Origin of the sequence: Bartonella sp. MR110HLJHH (genome assembly GCF_042194225.1) — a bacterium.
Taxonomy (GTDB): Bacteria; Pseudomonadota; Alphaproteobacteria; order Rhizobiales; family Rhizobiaceae; genus Bartonella; species Bartonella grahamii.
In genome coordinates, this window is record NZ_JBHIMQ010000008.1 from 31524 (window position 1) to 47095 (window position 15572).

The window sequence follows — 15572 nt, forward strand, 5'->3', positions numbered from 1 at the left end:
AAGGAATGTTTCAATAGATTATGTTCATTTATATGCGCTATTTTTTGAATATTCTCTTTTTATTCAGATAGATTTTAAGAAAACGGTTTAAAGCATACATTGAGTTGAATCTTTTTAAGAGACAGAAATAGATGAAATTATAGAAATTAAACGTTTCATTTTTTATAGATCGTCTTAATTAAAAAAGGTGTGTCTGAGTTTATGAGTGGAGAGCTTCCCTTTTGGAAAGTAAAAAAATTAGAAGAGATTTCCATTTCTGAGTGGGAGAGCCTTTGTGATGGCTGTGGTCGTTGTTGTCTCCATAAAGTTGAGGACGATGATACGGGTGACCTTTATGCAACCAGTATTGCTTGTCGTCTTTTAGATGGGGAAACTTGTAGGTGTCGAGATTATGCTCATCGCAAATCAATTGTACCAGATTGTATATCGCTAGACATTACGACAGTTAAAACAGCGCGTTGGCTTCCAGAAAGTTGTGCTTATAGATTAATTTATGAGGGAAAAGATCTTCATTGGTGGCATCCATTGGTATCAGGAGATTGCCAGACGGTACATACAGCGCATATTTCTGCACGCGGACAGATAGAGGTTTACGAAGACGAATTATTATCTGAGGAAGATTATCTTTATCACATTACTGGTCTTCTATGTAAAGGCCAGTAATATGATTTTTTATACAACAGTTGGCGACTTAATCGATCGCAAAGACGACAGTGACGCTCACATTATAAGTTAATTCACCACCTGCAAAATTTGTATTTTCGTAGCTTGCATCTGCTGCTCTACTCATGAGACGTGGTGTTGGGTGGTAGTAATCATCCCTTTCATTGATTTCAATAATTTTTCCTAATTTTAAATCGGCTGCTTGCGCTATCGTTTGCGCTTTTTCAATGGCTTCAGTAATGGCTTTTTTACGTGCTTCTTGATAAAACGGCTTTGTATCTGCGTTGGTAAAAGTAATGCCGTTGACTGAATTAACACCTAGAGTCATCGCTTGATCAAAGATTTTACCAGCATTATTAAGATCACGAATGCGCACGGTTAAAGAATTTGAAACATGATAGAGTTTTTCATTATTCTTTTTTTCGTGGTGTTTATCAGAAGTCGACTGATAAATGGATAAACCTGATGTTTGCAAATCATTTGCTTGGATGCCATCGTTTTTAAAAGCTTTTATAATATCATTGATGGATTGATTATTGGAAGCTAATGCCTTTTGGGCAGTTTTGTCATAGGTAACAACGGCTAGATTAATAATTGCCATATCCGGTGCAGCCTGACTTTCTCCGATTGCAGTCACTGTAATAGTTGCATTTTTCATTTTATTTTCTTCAGCATAAGCACGTACAGTCAACGATGTGGCTAAGAGTGTAAATGCTAATATAACTGCTTTAACCAGAGAACCCTTCAGTGGTTGAATTTTCTTTTCTATCATATCTATACCTTTATATTTGTCAGTTAACTATTCTCTCATTTTTAAGAGTTCTTGTAAAGAAATTAGGGCACTGAAAAAAAAACCAATAGAAAAGAGAAAAAGATGGGTTATAATCTTCGTCAGCTCTTGTATCATAGGGCATTTTAGTTTAGAGAGAAACAACCTATATATGGGGCCTGTAGCTCAATTGGTTAGAGCCAGCGGCTCATAACCGCTTGGTTGGGGGTTCGAGTCCCTCCGGGCCCACCAATAGGGAAATGGCCAATAGAAAAATGGGTAGCTTATATAAAAATTTTGGGATTCTACCTTTTTCGTTTTTTATTTATTTTTCTGTTTGTTCTAAAATCCTTTGTCATTGTTTGTTGCTGTTTTTTTCTATCAGTCGCTTTAATATAAAGTGATAGTATGTTTTTTAGTCTCATTAAAGAAGTGCTCTCATTTGAAACATTGTAGCATTTGGATTAACTGATATGTGGCGCTATTTACTTTCTTAATTCATATACTGTTTTGTACTTTTTCTGTATGATGTTCTTCATAAAATAGAAGACTAAAAGCTTCATTGGATAAGTTTATTTATGCTTGTTCTATAAATAAACAGATCCCAATAAAACCAATTTTAAAGATTGTATCTGTTTAGAACAAATGGCTCAAAAAACATTTAGTGTAAATTTGCTTTTTTCTGAGTGATGTTAATGTCTTTTAGACGTTCGAATAGCATTATCGTGATGAAAGGTTGTATATAAGAGGATGTAATCCATAGGTGCTCATATGTATCATGGGGTCAACGATAATAACATTTGTTGATATTTTCTTTTTCCCAAGAGAGGAGTTCTATTTGATTTTTGAGAAATATTGTTCATAGTGACGTTGGCGTGTTCTCTGAAAAGAATCTCATCAATTGTTCTTTGAAAAGTCAATTGAGTGGTTTTTTCTATCGCTTTGCGTCATCCAGATTTTATTGTAATAAGCATTTTATTTATTCTGTAAAAAATGTTTTCTATGATATTGGAAAATTCGTTAAAATGCCATTTTCTGTTTTTGTGTATTTTTCGCTTAATGCTCAAATTATAGAGTTTTCATGTAAGCCAAATTATTATTGAAGAGCAGAAGTCTTTTTTGATTTTACTCTCATAGGGGATTGGCAATATTTAGGTCAACCTAGCACTTTTGGGTATTGCTAACATTTTTCTCGTATTGATTGTGTAGAGAGTTTTATCTTTGTTGTGAGTTTTCTCTCTTATGAAAAATTATTGGCAGAGAGGGTAATTTTTTTTGGAAAAGTATACTTTTCTTCAAAATCATACTTTGAAAATATAATTCTTCATTTACATAAGGGAATTTCTCTCTTGTTGTAAATCTGCAATACAATTTACGTACAAGGATTATGCGTGGTGATTCGTTTTATTTTTTAATAGTATCATTTTTGCTTATGATAGAGACTTAATATTAGTATTTACAAGGTGCGTTTAGAGGGGAGGTTACCTATAAACGTGTTACAGAGTTTTAGGTAGTGTGGCTCTGTTTATAAGAATTTATTCCTATAACATTGTTATATTCTTGCTTTGCAATATTGTTTAAAAAACATAGACGGTGCTATGTAGAATAAAATTGTGATATATTTTTTTTTCAAAAAAGCTTTTTCGTGTTCTCTTATATAGAGTTCAGGAGTGTCTTCAGGGATATTTTCACATTAGTTTGTTACTGGTCCGAATCACAAGATATGCGTAACATTATTCGCATTTTTGATAGATTATACCAATTTTCATAAGAAGATCTGGATCGTGTGATGCTTTCTGTTTCACCATGGTACATGACTAATAGAACTTCATCTGATTTTGTAAAATAAGTTTGTACACAATTGCTTCCATACTGCCTATTGCAAATATTTTTTTCTAAGGTATGAGATATATTTAAACGCTTTAGCGTTATATAGTTTGACTACATGGAGTATGACTATGAAGAATGATAAAAAATTTGAAACAACTTTATCTGATATTATTGTAAAATGGGAGTCTTTATCGACGTCTCAAAAGCAAGCGATATTGGATAGAGTAGAAAATTCTACAGATTCTGCTCATTCAACAGAACATTTAAGGCTTCAATCTTCTTTTTATCTCCAGACGAAATCAAAGTTATGAGTTTTAAGTCTTCATCGGAGATGTTGAAACCAGTTATTACATATATGGCACTAGCATTTCCCAGTGTGTTCAAAATAGCCATGAGTTTATCTACTGAAGGCCTCTTTCCTCCATTTATCATTTGTTGGACGTAATTTTGTCCACAGCCTGCAGCTCTGCTTATTTCAATCATTGTTCGTCCGTCACTTTTAATCAATTCAACTAAGCGTTGGAACCAATCTTTTTCAGTCTTTGTCATTTTTAGACCTTTACATATTTACGCTATAGCGTTAATATTGCGTTGCGAATCCAGAATATATGATACAAGGAGCGTGAAAATATCCATGTGTAGCTCTTCGCTAATGAAGCATATAGAGTTGTTTTTAACTAATAACAAAATGTCCCCATACACTTTCAGATTCGAATCAATAAAAAATGGTTGCTTAGTTCCACGGTTGTGAAAAAATAAACGTGTATACCAGAGATGGCGATACACACTCGTATGTTTATGAGATTTCACTGTGATAGTATACGTAGCAGCATTATAAATCAAGATATACCCCAACATCAGAATTTGTAAAAAAATTCTGTGTTGAGGTGGTGTGTGAGTATAACGAAGCTTTAGAGCCTTAAGAGATAGGATAATGGCTGTAGAAAAAATGTAAATTCATAGGCAAAGAATACTGATTTCTCCTTTATTGTAATAAATTAGATCACTATCAGATGGTATATCGTATATATGCGTTAAAAAATTTGGAAAATATCAAAAAAGTGATCTTGGATATTTTATTAAACAGGAAGGTAATCTGAGTCACATAGGTGGTTGTTTGGTAGGGTGTATACATTTGATCAATGCCCTTACGGGGATGAGTGTGTTTTAAGGCAGCTGCAGTTTATAATGAAGTCTGTATTTACAATGATATTGTTATTTATAACAATGCATTAACATATGGTTGTGTAGTCGTTCGTAAGAGTTTGCATGTTTATGAAAGATAAGAACTTTATAGTTATTCGAATATGAGTGGAGATGCATATGTTTACGCTAATGCGGTCTTTTTTGATCAAGTTTTGAATGCTCAATGTATTGAATTTTATGGTGATACTCGTGATTATAGAAAGGCTCGAGTTTATAGTGATGCTTTAATTTATGGTGATGTAAAGATTTTTGGGAAGGCAAAATTTTACAGAAATGCTGTGCTTTGTGACACCGATGATTTTTGTAATAATGAAAAACTTTCATATATAGCCGTATTCCCCATGGCGTAAAAAGGAAGATAGGAACGATTTGGGCAAGGCTTGTACGATTGCGTTGCGTCGTTAGTTTTATTTGACGTTCCTTATTTTTGTTTTTTGTGTCAATAAATGTGTCGCAAATAATTGGTGTAAGCGTGTAGATTTAGCCGCTTTCAGAGATTTTTTTGCGTCATTTATCAATGGCTTTAATGGAGAAAATAAGAATGCCGAGAGTGATTGTTCACACTTGGAACATGCGGTTTATTGCATTCTTTTTTTGATTGAGGATGAAACAAATTGGTCAAGATGATCACTTGAGCGACAATTAAGGGAGATCCAAATGAGTGTAAACGAAATTTTATTGGGAGCAATGGTTGTTGTTTTGTTGTGCAGCGGGGTTATATTTCGGTTTTCTTTATATTATCGCAGTCAAGTGAAAGTTTTAAAAGATGAATCTAGAAGAATAAAGCATGAGTTTTTAAGAGATTCTATGAAGATGACTGAAGAACGAGATAGAGCTATTAGAGAGCAAAGTATGGTGATTAAAAGACGTGACCAAGCAATTGAAAAACTGAAAAAACAAATTAAACAATATGAAAAAAATGAAAAGAAATATCAAAAAATGCTTAAATCTGAAGATGATAAAGAGTGATATGTATTCATATTTTGCATTAAAGGGCTTGGAAATGTGTTAGGAAGATTGGAATGACGAGAGAGATAAACTTTAATGAAGCCAATTATGGTGCTGATGGAGAGATTGTATTGAAAGAGAATATTCAAGTTTACTCTGATTTTATGAAAACATTTAAGTTTATAAGACAGAGCGTCTTTGATTATAAAATAAGAGGTTATGGTGATAAACCAGTTTATAGGTATGCTGGTTATTAAAAAGCGCGTCTATACAATCCAGTATGCTGGAAACAATTTTGCACGTTCCTTTTAGATATAAGGTATAAATGCTACGATAGTTTCAGCTAATATGTCTAAAAAATTGCATGATAATAGAAAGAAAGAGATATTTGCTTTTTATGAAGATGAAATGGGTAAGTCAGTTATGATTATCAAATGCAGAAGAGGAATATGAACATAAAAGATATTAATATCTTGTAAAGTAATTATATTCTCATTGATAAATTATCTTTTCTTCATGTGTGTTTATTTTTTATGAAAAATACAAGACTTAAGAGACTTTCTTTTTGATAAATGCTATAGAGACTTAAGTATGATTGAAAACAAACATAATAAACTGCAAGAATGTGATTGTTATTTGTGAGTATCAGAAATAATACAAAAACCTCCTCCCGCTGAGGGAAAAACGATCACTTTTTATTTGTCACAAAAGCAACTCACCATACCATTACACAAAATAAACGTTTGTTTTAATGGTAAAGAACGTCAGGACTGTAGTTCTCTAATAAGAGCCTTATGTGTAATTTCTTTGATTTGTTCAATATTGACTAGGATATCTTGTTTTGTTGGATAACCTTTACTAGAAAAAGCAATTTTTTGTGCATCTCCTGAGATTAAACGCCAGTACCATTGATTGTGAACTCCTTGAAACACCTCAAAATACATGCTTCCCACCTCATAAAATAGCTGATAATTTTCAGGATAAATATTTAACTAATCCGTCTGTGAACACTAATGTATGTCTCTATAGGAAGTCGTCAATATATTCCCCTTAAATTTTCTGACCTTAAAAAATAATTTCTATGAGAGCTATTATTCTTTTAACAAGAAAAAAATTCTTGTCAATAAGATATGAATGAGAATTTTATACTATAAAATTATTTTTTTTAATTTAAAGACACTATACTTTCATTTAAAATGCGAATATTTTTATTGTCAGTACAGAAATAAATTTTATAAATTATACAAAATTTCACCAGCATGGATAAAGTAAAAAATACTCTTCTCCATACTGGTAGAGTTTTATCATTTCTTGCTTTTTCTTTTGAAACAGACGTTTATTGATTAGCTATAACCTCTTTTTGGGATACGCTTCGAATGAGTAAATCAATGAATAAGCTAAGAGTATAAGAATTGGCCATTTTAGCTTTCATATCGATCAGAGAGGTTGTAGTCTTGGGGTTAAGTCCATTTGATAAACCTTGTCTTGACAAATATTGCTGCAATTTTTCATAAGAACTGTCGATTTTTTCTTGATTTGGTTTTTCATTACGATCACTATTGGCAAGTGTTTCTTCCAGTCCTTCGATTTTTTTAATAAAATAATTCCAGTCAAAATCACCTTTTGTATATTCGGTGTCAAACATTTTTCCTTGCCCAGTTAAAAGCCAATTAATATTGACACCATATAACGTGCGGTATGTTTGTAAGACACTAAGATTGGGTTCTCTCTCTCCACGCTCATAAAAAGCAATGGAATTTTTTGTCATGCTAAAATTTTTAGCTAAGGTTTCACGTGATGGATCGCCTAAAGCAAGACGTACATAACGTAAACGTTTTCCAAATATGGTTTTTGATTCAGTTTCAGGACGTGCCACGAATTATCTCCCTCAGTAAATCATCATGGTATAAATCATTAAATAATAAAAGCACACTATGTATTAATATTCTATGATATAATGTCAATATTTATAGCTTTAATTTCTTTTTATTTTTTATTTTCGTGGATAGAAAGAAATCTTTCGCTTATTGTATTGACAATTGATATTCATTTCAAAACAAAATTCTCTGTTTGCTACATTTGTCTCTTGCTTTTTTTGAGAGAATTTTCATGTAACTTTACCATATACATTCTATACACTTTTGCATCAATAGATGCAACTTTAAAGAGATGCAAACTTTGGATTTGGACTGGGTGTGTTTTAGATGAATGAGAAAATAAACTTTGAGGAATGATCATGGCCCTATTACGCTATTTTGGGTTTGCTTTTTTTTTCACGATTATTGGTGTTTTTTTAGGAGGGGTTATTGGTTGGTTTGAAACGGAAAGTATTACTGGTTTTCTTAAATATTTTTTTATTTGCTTTGTTTTAGGAGTTTTGGAAATTTCTTTATCTTTTGATAATTCTATTATCAATGCGCGTGTTCTTAGTAGAATGGATCCGTTGTGGCGTCGTCGTTTTCTTATATGGGGCATTTTGATAGCTGTATTTGGGATGCGAATTGTTTTTCCATTATTGGTGGTTGTCGTTGCTGTTGGGATTAATCCAATTGCGGCAGTCAAATTAGCGATATGGGAACCACACCGATATGCTGAAGTTTTAACCGATGCACATATGGGGATTGCTGCTTTTGGAGGCACTTTCCTTATGATGGTTGGCTTAAAATATTTTTTTGATTCTGAAAAAGAGGTACATTGGCTTAATGTTATAGAGAGACCTGCTCAAAAGTTTGGGGCGCTTGTTGGGATTGATATTGCAATTGTTTTGATTTTGATCTTATTTGTTTCAGGTCAGATTGACACAGAAGATAAAATAACTTTTTTATTGGCAGCCCTTTATGGACTTTTGACCTTTATCGGTGTTGAAGTTGTCGGTCATCTCTTGGATACCCCTCAAAAGACTTTAACAACAGTAACTCACGGGGGAGTAGGGGCGTTTCTTTATTTAGAAGTTCTTGATGCTAGTTTTTCTTTCGATGGCGTGGTTGGTGCTTTTGCCTTTTCACACAACCTTTTTATTATTGCGATAGGTCTTGGTATCGGTGCATTTTACGTTCGTTCTATGACAATTATGTTGGTTGAATCAGGAACATTATTGCATTATCGTTATTTGGAACATGGTGCTTTTTATGCAATTTTAGTTCTTGCAGTGATTATGTATCTGCAGACGATTATATCGGTTCCTGAAGTCTTAACAGGACTTGTGGGAGTCTGTATTATTGGAATGGCATTATATTCTTCGATTCGTTTTAAGCATCGTCAGGTGGATAAACATGTTGTGTCTAAGTAATGGAGATTTCTTATTTTCTTACGCTTTTGTTTATCGCATATCTTTGAATAGAAAGAGGTCTTTTATGCAAAATAAAATACTATTCTATTTTATTGCTTATTTGCGTTTTTGTTTTAAAGTTGAGTCCATTGCATGATACTACTCATGAAGGGAATAGTGTACAATCTCTAAGGTGCTTTTTGACCTAAATTTAAGACAGAAAGCTGATGCTATACTTTTTACTAGCTTTCAATATTATGACAAGCTCTTGCATCTAATGGTTCATAAGAAGTGTTTTTACTGTTTTTTTGAATGATTTTTATTCATACATTGATTCTCTTTGTAACGTGTAGGAGAATGGTTTTGAAACAGGTTTGAAATGAGAGAATTTACGATATTCTAGACTCTCACTTAAATATGTGAAAAATAATTTATCCTTTATAAATCAGTATATTATAGTAGTAGATTAGAGAAGAATATTTTAAGAGACCATTAAAAGCTCTATACCAGCTTCGTTCATAGTTTTAAGCATAGTGTTTAGTGATCCATTTACATCAATACCAGCACAGGCATTTAATGAAACACTGACTTTAAAACCGCATTGTATAGCGTGAAGAGCAGAAAATCCGACACAAAAATCAGTTGCTAAGCCACACATAATGAGCTTGGTAAAACCATGTTCTTTGAGATAAACTTGTAAACCTGTTGGTGTTTTTTGATCATTTTCAAGAAAAGCAGAATAGCTATCCATTTTTTGATTATAGCCTTTTCTAAGGATAAGTTGTGCCTTTTCCACTCTAAGAGATGGATGAAATTCTGCTCCTTGTGTTCCTCGTATGCAATGATCAGGCCAGAGTATTTGAGGACCATAGTCAAGAATGATGGTATCATAGGGCTTTTTTTCAGGATAGCAGGAAGCAAAGCTGCAATGGTTTTTTGGGTGCCAGTCTTGGGTTAAGATAACGTGGTCAAAATGATTTATGAGATTATTGATGGCGGGTAAAATAGCATCACCTTGTGGTACGGCAAGTGCTCCACCTAGTAAGAAGTCATTTTGAACATCAATGACGATTAAGGCTTTTTTTTCCATAAATATATTCCTATATGAGATGATCTTTTATCGTATTTTTAAAAAGCTATATTTCGTCTTGAAGTTTTGAAATGATTTGCTGAATATTGATATTATTTTTATAATTATCAAGCCAAAAGAGGGGGATGGATAAGTTTTTACAATTGGTTTTATAGTTTTTTACGAATTGTAACCACGTACCAATGGGAAGTGCACTGTAGTCATTTGTTGCTACGTGTTGATGCAAAGCTTTCATGATCATTGGGCTTGGGACGTCAGATCCCATAAGGCGGCGATCATTTTGTAAACGTAATTTAAGCCATATCAAGGCAAGGGGGGAAGACCATTGTTTCCCGTAGCAAAAAATCGATGAAAAAAGGGAAGGATTTTTTACTGCGTAATATAAAGCCCATAAAGCGAAAAAAGAAGGTGCATAGAGAATTGCTTTTCTTTTTGGTACCATATTACATTGATAAGTTGGTTTAATACGATAAAAATACAATGTTATATCTGGTATGGAAAAGAGAGGCAATGTTTGATAACAGGTTTCAGGTACAGCTAAAAAGATTTGCTTTTTGCTTTTTTTGGGGATGTTTTTTTGCATTCAGGACCATACTGGGGCTTGTGAGATTAGAAAAAATATACCAATATAAAGCGAAAAGCTTTTGATACGATGTAAGTGCTATTTACTGTACAGTTTCAAAAAGCAAAAGCAGTTTTTTTCAAAATCCTAATCTTTAATATCGCACAATATAAAGAGAAATTTATGGCACGTCAATTTATCTATCATATGGCTGGGCTTAACAAGTCTTACGGCAATAAAAAAGTTCTAGAAAATATTCATTTGTCTTTTTATCCAGATGCGAAGATCGGTATTTTAGGGCCGAATGGTGCAGGGAAGTCAACTATTTTACGTATTATGGCTGGGCTAGATAAGGAATATACGGGAGAAGCATGGATTTCTGAAGGAGCACGCTGTGGCTATCTACCACAAGAACCTTTGCTTGATGCGAGCAAAGATGTGCGTGGCAATGTGATGGAAGGTGTTGCAGATAAACAAGAAATTCTTGAGCGTTATAACGAATTGATGATGAATTATAGCGAGGAAACGGCTGATGAAAGTGCACGGCTTCAGGACATTATTGATAGTCAGAATCTTTGGGATTTAGAAAGTCAAGTGGAAATGGCTATGGCTGCTCTTGGTTGTCCGCCAGCCGATGGGGATGTAACAAAACTTTCGGGTGGTGAGAAGCGGCGTGTTGCACTTTGTAAATTGCTTTTGTCAAAACCTGATTTGTTACTTTTGGATGAACCGACAAACCATTTAGATGCTGAAACGACGGCTTGGCTTGAAAGGCATCTACGTGAATATCCTGGGGCTGTGCTTTTGATAACCCATGATCGTTATTTTCTCGACAATGTAACGGGTTGGATTTTAGAGTTAGATCGCGGGAGAGGTATTCCTTATGAGGGGAACTATTCTGCTTATTTGGGGGCTAAAGCCAAGCGTTTGGCTCAAGAGGGACGTGAAGAGGCAGCGCGTCAACGTGCTTTATCACGTGAGCAAGAATGGATCGCTTCTAGTCCAAAAGGGCGACAAGCAAAGTCAAAAGCTCGGATTAAGGCTTATGATGAGTTGGTTCAAGCAGCACGTGAGCGTCGTCCTGGAGAGGCGCAAATTATTATCCCTATTGGAGAAAGATTAGGACAGGTTGTTATTGAAGTTGATAATCTCTCTAAAGCTTATGGTGAGCGTGTATTGATTGATTCTCTTTCTTTTAAACTTCCTGCTGGTGGTATTGTCGGCGTTATTGGGGCCAATGGTATGGGAAAGTCGACCTTGTTTAAAATGTTGACGGGACAGGAACAGCCCGATTCAGGTCAAATACGTATCGGTGAAACAGTTCACATGAGTTATGTGGATCAGAGTCGCGATTCCTTGGTGGGGAATAAAACTGTTTGGGAGGAAATTTCTGGTGGAAATGACATTATTAAATTAGGCAAATATGAGATGAATAGTCGCGCTTATTGCGGGGCTTTTAATTTCAAGGGGGCAGATCAACAGCAGAAGGTGGCAAATTTATCAGGAGGGCAGCGCAATCGCGTACATTTGGCGAAACTTCTAAAAGAGGGGGGGAATGTGCTTCTTCTTGATGAACCGACAAATGATCTTGATACTGAAACATTGGGTGCATTGGAAGATGCATTGGAAAATTTCGCTGGTTGTGCAGTTATCATATCGCATGACCGTATGTTTCTTGATCGATTGGCAACACATATTTTAGCCTTTGAAGGTGATGGTCATGTAGAATGGTTTGAAGGTAATTTTGCTGAATATGAGGCTGATAAAGTTCGTCGTCTTGGGGCGGAATCTCTTAATCCTAAGCATGCAAATTATAAACCTCTTACACGCTAGAGTTTTTTATCTTATCTCAACGTTTTTGAAAAAATGGTGTATTTTATTGCATTTGTTATTTCATAAATTAAAGTGTGTATGTACTCTGTGGAAGTTTTTATTCATTGAAAATAGTAAGAGATACTTTATGAAATTACGACCTAGATAGGGTTATTCTACTCATGATATATAACCGACTATTGCTTGTAAAATTGTATTGTAATGAAAAGGAGGGGATGAAGAGTATAGCGCTATTTCTACAAATGCTCTAGTCATTGAGCATTATCATCGTTACTTAATAAAAATGCAAGCTGGTACCATCATGTTATTTATTTTCTCTCAATAGTGTGCAGTTCTTGTTTTGAGATGACTATAAAAAGTATTTTTATCCATATGTCTCCTCTGTTTATGAGCTGTAAGAGAATAATTTGGATTGATTTATCATGAATAGGTTTGAAATGAGGAAAATTTACGGTACTCCGATGTTTTATTCAAGTTGAAAATGATTAATTGTTATTATAAATCAATGCATTATCATTATAACGAGAAGCAGGGGAATAATCTGTTCGTTTTTTACAGTAGCCTATTTTTTTCATAGTATAATAAAATAGAGAGAACAAAATAGATGAGAATATGCGTTTTATGCTTGACTTTTTTTCTGTAAACAAATGTTTAAGGGATAATTATGAAAAAAAGTGCAAGTTTAGATGCAATGATTGTGCTGCTAAAAGCGGTCGCAGAAATAAACCATTTACGTGTTCTTACGCTCTTGCGTCATGAAGATTTAACAATTCCTGATTTTATTTTTATTCTTGATCAGTCGCAAGCGTGTATATCACGATATTTACGTTTGTTGTACGAAGCACGATTGATTGAGCGTTATCAGAAGGGAGATAGCCTTTATTTTAAGCTTTGTCATGATTTTTTGGGTAAAGACATTGTGATGGGTGTTCTTTCGGCTTTGCCAAAGCATGATATGTTGTTAGCGCATGATTTAGAACGTTTGAAGGATGTTAAAAAGCAGCGTCAAAAAACGAGGAAGAAGCATTTTTTACAAAATACGTTGCAATGGGATGTATTACGGTCATCCTATATGGCAGATCATGGTGTGGAAAACGCTTTACTTGAAATCATTGGCGATAAACCGTTTCAAACGATGCTGAATATTGGAATAGGTGGAGACTCTGTCTTAAAATTGTTTTCTAATCTTTATACGCATGCGGTTGAAGTTGTGCTTGATAGCAATGTTTTTCACTTGTCTGTTGGAGATACAACTTTTGATTTAGTTATTCTTCATTGGGTTTTACATTTTCTTGAAAATCCTGAAATGTTTCTTCATGAGATATCAAGTGTTTTGCGTCCTCATGGACGTTTATTGATTGTGGATTTTGGTTATCATGAAATTGAGTCTTCATATTCTGATCAAGCACATACGCGTTTTGGATTTTCGGCTTTACAAATAGAACAATGGCTTAAAAATACGGGACTTGTTCTAGAACAAACGGTTTGTCTTACTCCTATACAAAATGAAAACAGTGAGAAGGGTATGGTTACGCTTTGGCTTGCTCGTGATCCGCGTTTATTAGTTGACGATATCAAAGATAAACAAGTCGATTTTGCATAAATCGCATTTGTTGACCTGCTTTATTCTCTGATTTTTTAAGGAATAGCGTAGAGATAAAACTTTATTCAATCATTGATAATCTATTGTTTTTTACATTTGTATTATGTTTTTATATGAGAGTATTGGTGTTTTACAGGGGCTTGGTGGCTGTGTGTTGTGTAATGAAAGCACCTTCTATAGAGTTAAGCCTATGAGGATCGTTATTTAAGGTGTCTTGATATCATATTTGTTTTATTAGCCAATATATTGATTTTTTAGACTTCAATGAGAGGCTTGAATATAGGAATATTTTTTCATTTCAAATTTCCTGTTTCAGAATCCAAAAGAGTCTGTTTGTCTGTTACAAGAGAAGATATTTATCTAAATAATACCGTTTGTAAAAGGAAATACATATTTCTAAATATGAGAGCGGCGGCGATATGATGTAACAGCGCACAATATAATATAGTGATGGCTCATACCTTCATAAATGTCAAAAATGGTGGTACCCAATAGATCTTACGATGTCTCTTTAAAACAGGTGCTTAGATAAGAAGTACCTTGGAATTTTTAGTGAGGGGTGCAAAAAGATGCTCTAAAAAGACGAAGGGGTAAAAGGGTAAGACAATGCATGATTTTCATTATTTAAAACACAGCGTTATGAGTGTGTTTGAAAGTCGTAAAGGCAAATGAAAGGGATGGTAAAGATGGCAATAGGTTTTTATCTTTGGGCTTTTATGTTTCGTTCAAAATAAATGATGGCTTTTTTAAGATTACTCAAACAGACGTAAATATTTTTACTCTAATTGGGCATATAAAAGCTGGGACTGTTTACATGGTTCTCATTTGCTCTAGTCTTTATCTCAAGCATATTGCCATGTTAGGAGCAGGTGTTGATTTACAAGTAATAGCAAACGTAAAAGCTTGGTAGATGACGCCATAAAATTACTCATAAATTAGTAATCGATTGGAGTGATATTCTGAATTTTAAAAACATTTTGTACAACAATGGTTATAATAGCGTATCTGACTTTACGTTTATTTCTTCTTACAAGCTTCATATATGGCGTTCGTCTATGTGTTTTTCATTATATTCATAAAAATAAGATTGACGATAATCTATGGATAGTCCGTGGCTGAAAGTAGAAAAGAAAAGCGTGATATTACACTAAAGTTTCGTATCTCTTTATCATGAGAAGTATGAAGGTTATTAAAAAGGTTATTAAATAAGTCCATTTTTCTTGCCAAAAGTGATTTTTTCTTTTTATGCTTACCGCTCATTTTATGACGCAGCCCGTTAGTATAGCGTAAAATTGATAGGGCATCATCGTTTTATGTTTTTTATCCATATGCTTTTTCTTGTTTGTGATCTGCCATAGTATGGCTATTCATTGATTCAATAGACGAAGATTTAAAATAAGGGAATCTTACGTTCTTGAGATCTCTCATGTAAGTTGTAAAATGATGAGTTATGATTGTAAATCAATGCATTATTTACGGTAGAAGAACAGACTATAACAATTTTTGAGCATAGAAACTACTGTGTGTATTATTTTACGGGATCATTTAAATGATAGAGATTAAGAGAAACTGTCTGCATTGATCTCGGTTTGTTATGTTAAAATGCGTTAGAGCCTGTTGGTTATTGTAAAATAGTTTATCGTTATTTGGAATGATTATAGGACGTGATTCGAAACAAATACCTTCAGAGTTCTCATTTTTTCATAAAATTAAGCTGTTTAAATTCTTCATTGATTGTTACATGAGAGATGCGACGATATTTTAATGATCATTTACAGAATTTTTTATGAAGATGGATAA

Annotated in this window: 15 protein-coding genes and 1 tRNA gene; 10 read left to right on the forward strand and 6 right to left on the reverse strand. The window is 33.8% G+C overall.

The annotated features are described in order from the left end of the window. Positions 1–201 precede the first annotated feature (201 nt). Positions 202–663 (forward strand): YcgN family cysteine cluster protein, encoded by a 462-nt coding sequence (locus ACFIKB_RS05880; protein WP_375653022.1) that lies wholly within the window; start codon positions 202–204, stop codon positions 661–663. 28 nt (positions 664–691) lie between these two features. On the opposite strand, the gene ACFIKB_RS05885 is transcribed toward ACFIKB_RS05880, so the two are convergent. Beyond that, positions 692–1435: an SIMPL domain-containing protein gene (locus ACFIKB_RS05885; protein ID WP_015856660.1), complete on the reverse strand. Its 744-nt coding sequence runs from the start codon at positions 1433–1435 to the stop codon at positions 692–694. Positions 1436–1607: 172 nt separating this feature from the next. Here ACFIKB_RS05885 and ACFIKB_RS05890 point away from each other — a divergent pair. Both ACFIKB_RS05890 and ACFIKB_RS05895 read left to right on the forward strand, forming a co-directional pair. Next, positions 1608–1684 (forward strand) — tRNA-Ile (locus ACFIKB_RS05890). Positions 1685–3390: 1706 nt separating this feature from the next. After that, complete coding sequence (locus tag ACFIKB_RS05895; protein ID WP_015856659.1) at positions 3391–3573, forward strand: hypothetical protein; 183 nt, start codon at positions 3391–3393, stop codon at positions 3571–3573. Here ACFIKB_RS05895 and ACFIKB_RS05900 read toward each other — a convergent pair. Next, a complete protein-coding gene (locus tag ACFIKB_RS05900) occupies positions 3497–3811 on the reverse strand; it encodes a helix-turn-helix domain-containing protein (protein ID WP_007347852.1) in 315 nt (104 codons plus the stop codon). The genes ACFIKB_RS05895 and ACFIKB_RS05900 overlap by 77 nt on opposite strands. Positions 3812–4569: 758 nt before the next feature. Here ACFIKB_RS05900 and ACFIKB_RS05905 point away from each other — a divergent pair. The 3 genes from ACFIKB_RS05905 to ACFIKB_RS05915 all read left to right on the forward strand — a co-directional run bounded on the left by ACFIKB_RS05905 (position 4570) and on the right by ACFIKB_RS05915 (position 5673). Further along, positions 4570–4818: a hypothetical protein gene (locus ACFIKB_RS05905; protein WP_375636145.1), complete on the forward strand. Its 249-nt coding sequence runs from the start codon at positions 4570–4572 to the stop codon at positions 4816–4818. 307 nt (positions 4819–5125) lie between these two features. Beyond that, complete coding sequence (locus ACFIKB_RS05910) at positions 5126–5437, forward strand: hypothetical protein (protein ID WP_375636146.1); 312 nt, start codon at positions 5126–5128, stop codon at positions 5435–5437. 53 nt (positions 5438–5490) lie between these two features. Next, the gene (locus tag ACFIKB_RS05915; RefSeq protein ID WP_375636147.1) at positions 5491–5673 is read left to right on the forward strand and encodes a hypothetical protein; all 183 of its coding nucleotides are present in this window, start codon (positions 5491–5493) and stop codon (positions 5671–5673) included. Positions 5674–6180: 507 nt separating this feature from the next. On the opposite strand, the gene ACFIKB_RS05920 is transcribed toward ACFIKB_RS05915, so the two are convergent. Continuing rightward, a complete protein-coding gene (locus ACFIKB_RS05920; protein ID WP_015856658.1) occupies positions 6181–6360 on the reverse strand; it encodes a DUF1508 domain-containing protein in 180 nt (59 codons plus the stop codon). Between the two features lie 392 nt (positions 6361–6752). After that, positions 6753–7292, reverse strand: coding sequence for a helix-turn-helix domain-containing protein (locus ACFIKB_RS05925; RefSeq protein ID WP_026500335.1), 540 nt, complete (start codon positions 7290–7292; stop codon positions 6753–6755). 360 nt (positions 7293–7652) lie between these two features. Between ACFIKB_RS05925 and ACFIKB_RS05930 the strand changes: the two genes are divergently transcribed. Beyond that, positions 7653–8705: a DUF475 domain-containing protein gene (locus ACFIKB_RS05930; RefSeq protein ID WP_375644794.1), complete on the forward strand. Its 1053-nt coding sequence runs from the start codon at positions 7653–7655 to the stop codon at positions 8703–8705. A gap of 460 nt (positions 8706–9165) precedes the next feature. On the opposite strand, the gene pncA is transcribed toward ACFIKB_RS05930, so the two are convergent. Further along, positions 9166–9774, reverse strand: coding sequence for a bifunctional nicotinamidase/pyrazinamidase (gene pncA, locus ACFIKB_RS05935; protein ID WP_375636149.1), 609 nt, complete (start codon positions 9772–9774; stop codon positions 9166–9168). Between the two features lie 46 nt (positions 9775–9820). Continuing rightward, the gene (locus ACFIKB_RS05940; protein ID WP_375653023.1) at positions 9821–10357 is read right to left on the reverse strand and encodes a hypothetical protein; all 537 of its coding nucleotides are present in this window, start codon (positions 10355–10357) and stop codon (positions 9821–9823) included. Between the two features lie 162 nt (positions 10358–10519). Here ACFIKB_RS05940 and ettA point away from each other — a divergent pair, with 162 nt between their 5' ends. From ettA to ACFIKB_RS05955, 3 genes are all read left to right on the forward strand, one after another. After that, a complete protein-coding gene (ettA, locus tag ACFIKB_RS05945; protein WP_375636151.1) occupies positions 10520–12169 on the forward strand; it encodes an energy-dependent translational throttle protein EttA in 1650 nt (549 codons plus the stop codon). A gap of 664 nt (positions 12170–12833) precedes the next feature. Continuing rightward, a complete protein-coding gene (locus ACFIKB_RS05950; RefSeq protein ID WP_375653024.1) occupies positions 12834–13772 on the forward strand; it encodes an ArsR/SmtB family transcription factor in 939 nt (312 codons plus the stop codon). Between the two features lie 649 nt (positions 13773–14421). Further along, entirely contained in the window at positions 14422–14682 is a 261-nt protein-coding gene (locus ACFIKB_RS05955) for a hypothetical protein (RefSeq protein ID WP_375640432.1), read from the forward strand. Positions 14683–15572: the final 890 nt, after the last annotated feature.

Coding starts and splice junctions, on each gene's coding strand:
- ACFIKB_RS05950 (WP_375653024.1), top strand. CDS start 12,834: ATGAAAAAAAGTGCAAGTTTAGATGCAATGATTGTGCTGCTAAAAGCG.
- ACFIKB_RS05915 (WP_375636147.1), top strand. CDS start 5,491: ATGACGAGAGAGATAAACTTTAATGAAGCCAATTATGGTGCTGATGGA.
- ACFIKB_RS05895 (WP_015856659.1), top strand. CDS start 3,391: ATGAAGAATGATAAAAAATTTGAAACAACTTTATCTGATATTATTGTA.
- ettA (WP_375636151.1), top strand. CDS start 10,520: ATGGCACGTCAATTTATCTATCATATGGCTGGGCTTAACAAGTCTTAC.
- ACFIKB_RS05905 (WP_375636145.1), top strand. CDS start 4,570: ATGAGTGGAGATGCATATGTTTACGCTAATGCGGTCTTTTTTGATCAA.
- ACFIKB_RS05940 (WP_375653023.1), bottom strand. CDS start 10,357: ATGCAAAAAAACATCCCCAAAAAAAGCAAAAAGCAAATCTTTTTAGCT.
- ACFIKB_RS05920 (WP_015856658.1), bottom strand. CDS start 6,360: ATGTATTTTGAGGTGTTTCAAGGAGTTCACAATCAATGGTACTGGCGT.
- pncA (WP_375636149.1), bottom strand. CDS start 9,774: ATGGAAAAAAAAGCCTTAATCGTCATTGATGTTCAAAATGACTTCTTA.
- ACFIKB_RS05900 (WP_007347852.1), bottom strand. CDS start 3,811: ATGACAAAGACTGAAAAAGATTGGTTCCAACGCTTAGTTGAATTGATT.
- ACFIKB_RS05910 (WP_375636146.1), top strand. CDS start 5,126: ATGAGTGTAAACGAAATTTTATTGGGAGCAATGGTTGTTGTTTTGTTG.
- ACFIKB_RS05880 (WP_375653022.1), top strand. CDS start 202: ATGAGTGGAGAGCTTCCCTTTTGGAAAGTAAAAAAATTAGAAGAGATT.
- ACFIKB_RS05930 (WP_375644794.1), top strand. CDS start 7,653: ATGGCCCTATTACGCTATTTTGGGTTTGCTTTTTTTTTCACGATTATT.
- ACFIKB_RS05885 (WP_015856660.1), bottom strand. CDS start 1,435: ATGATAGAAAAGAAAATTCAACCACTGAAGGGTTCTCTGGTTAAAGCA.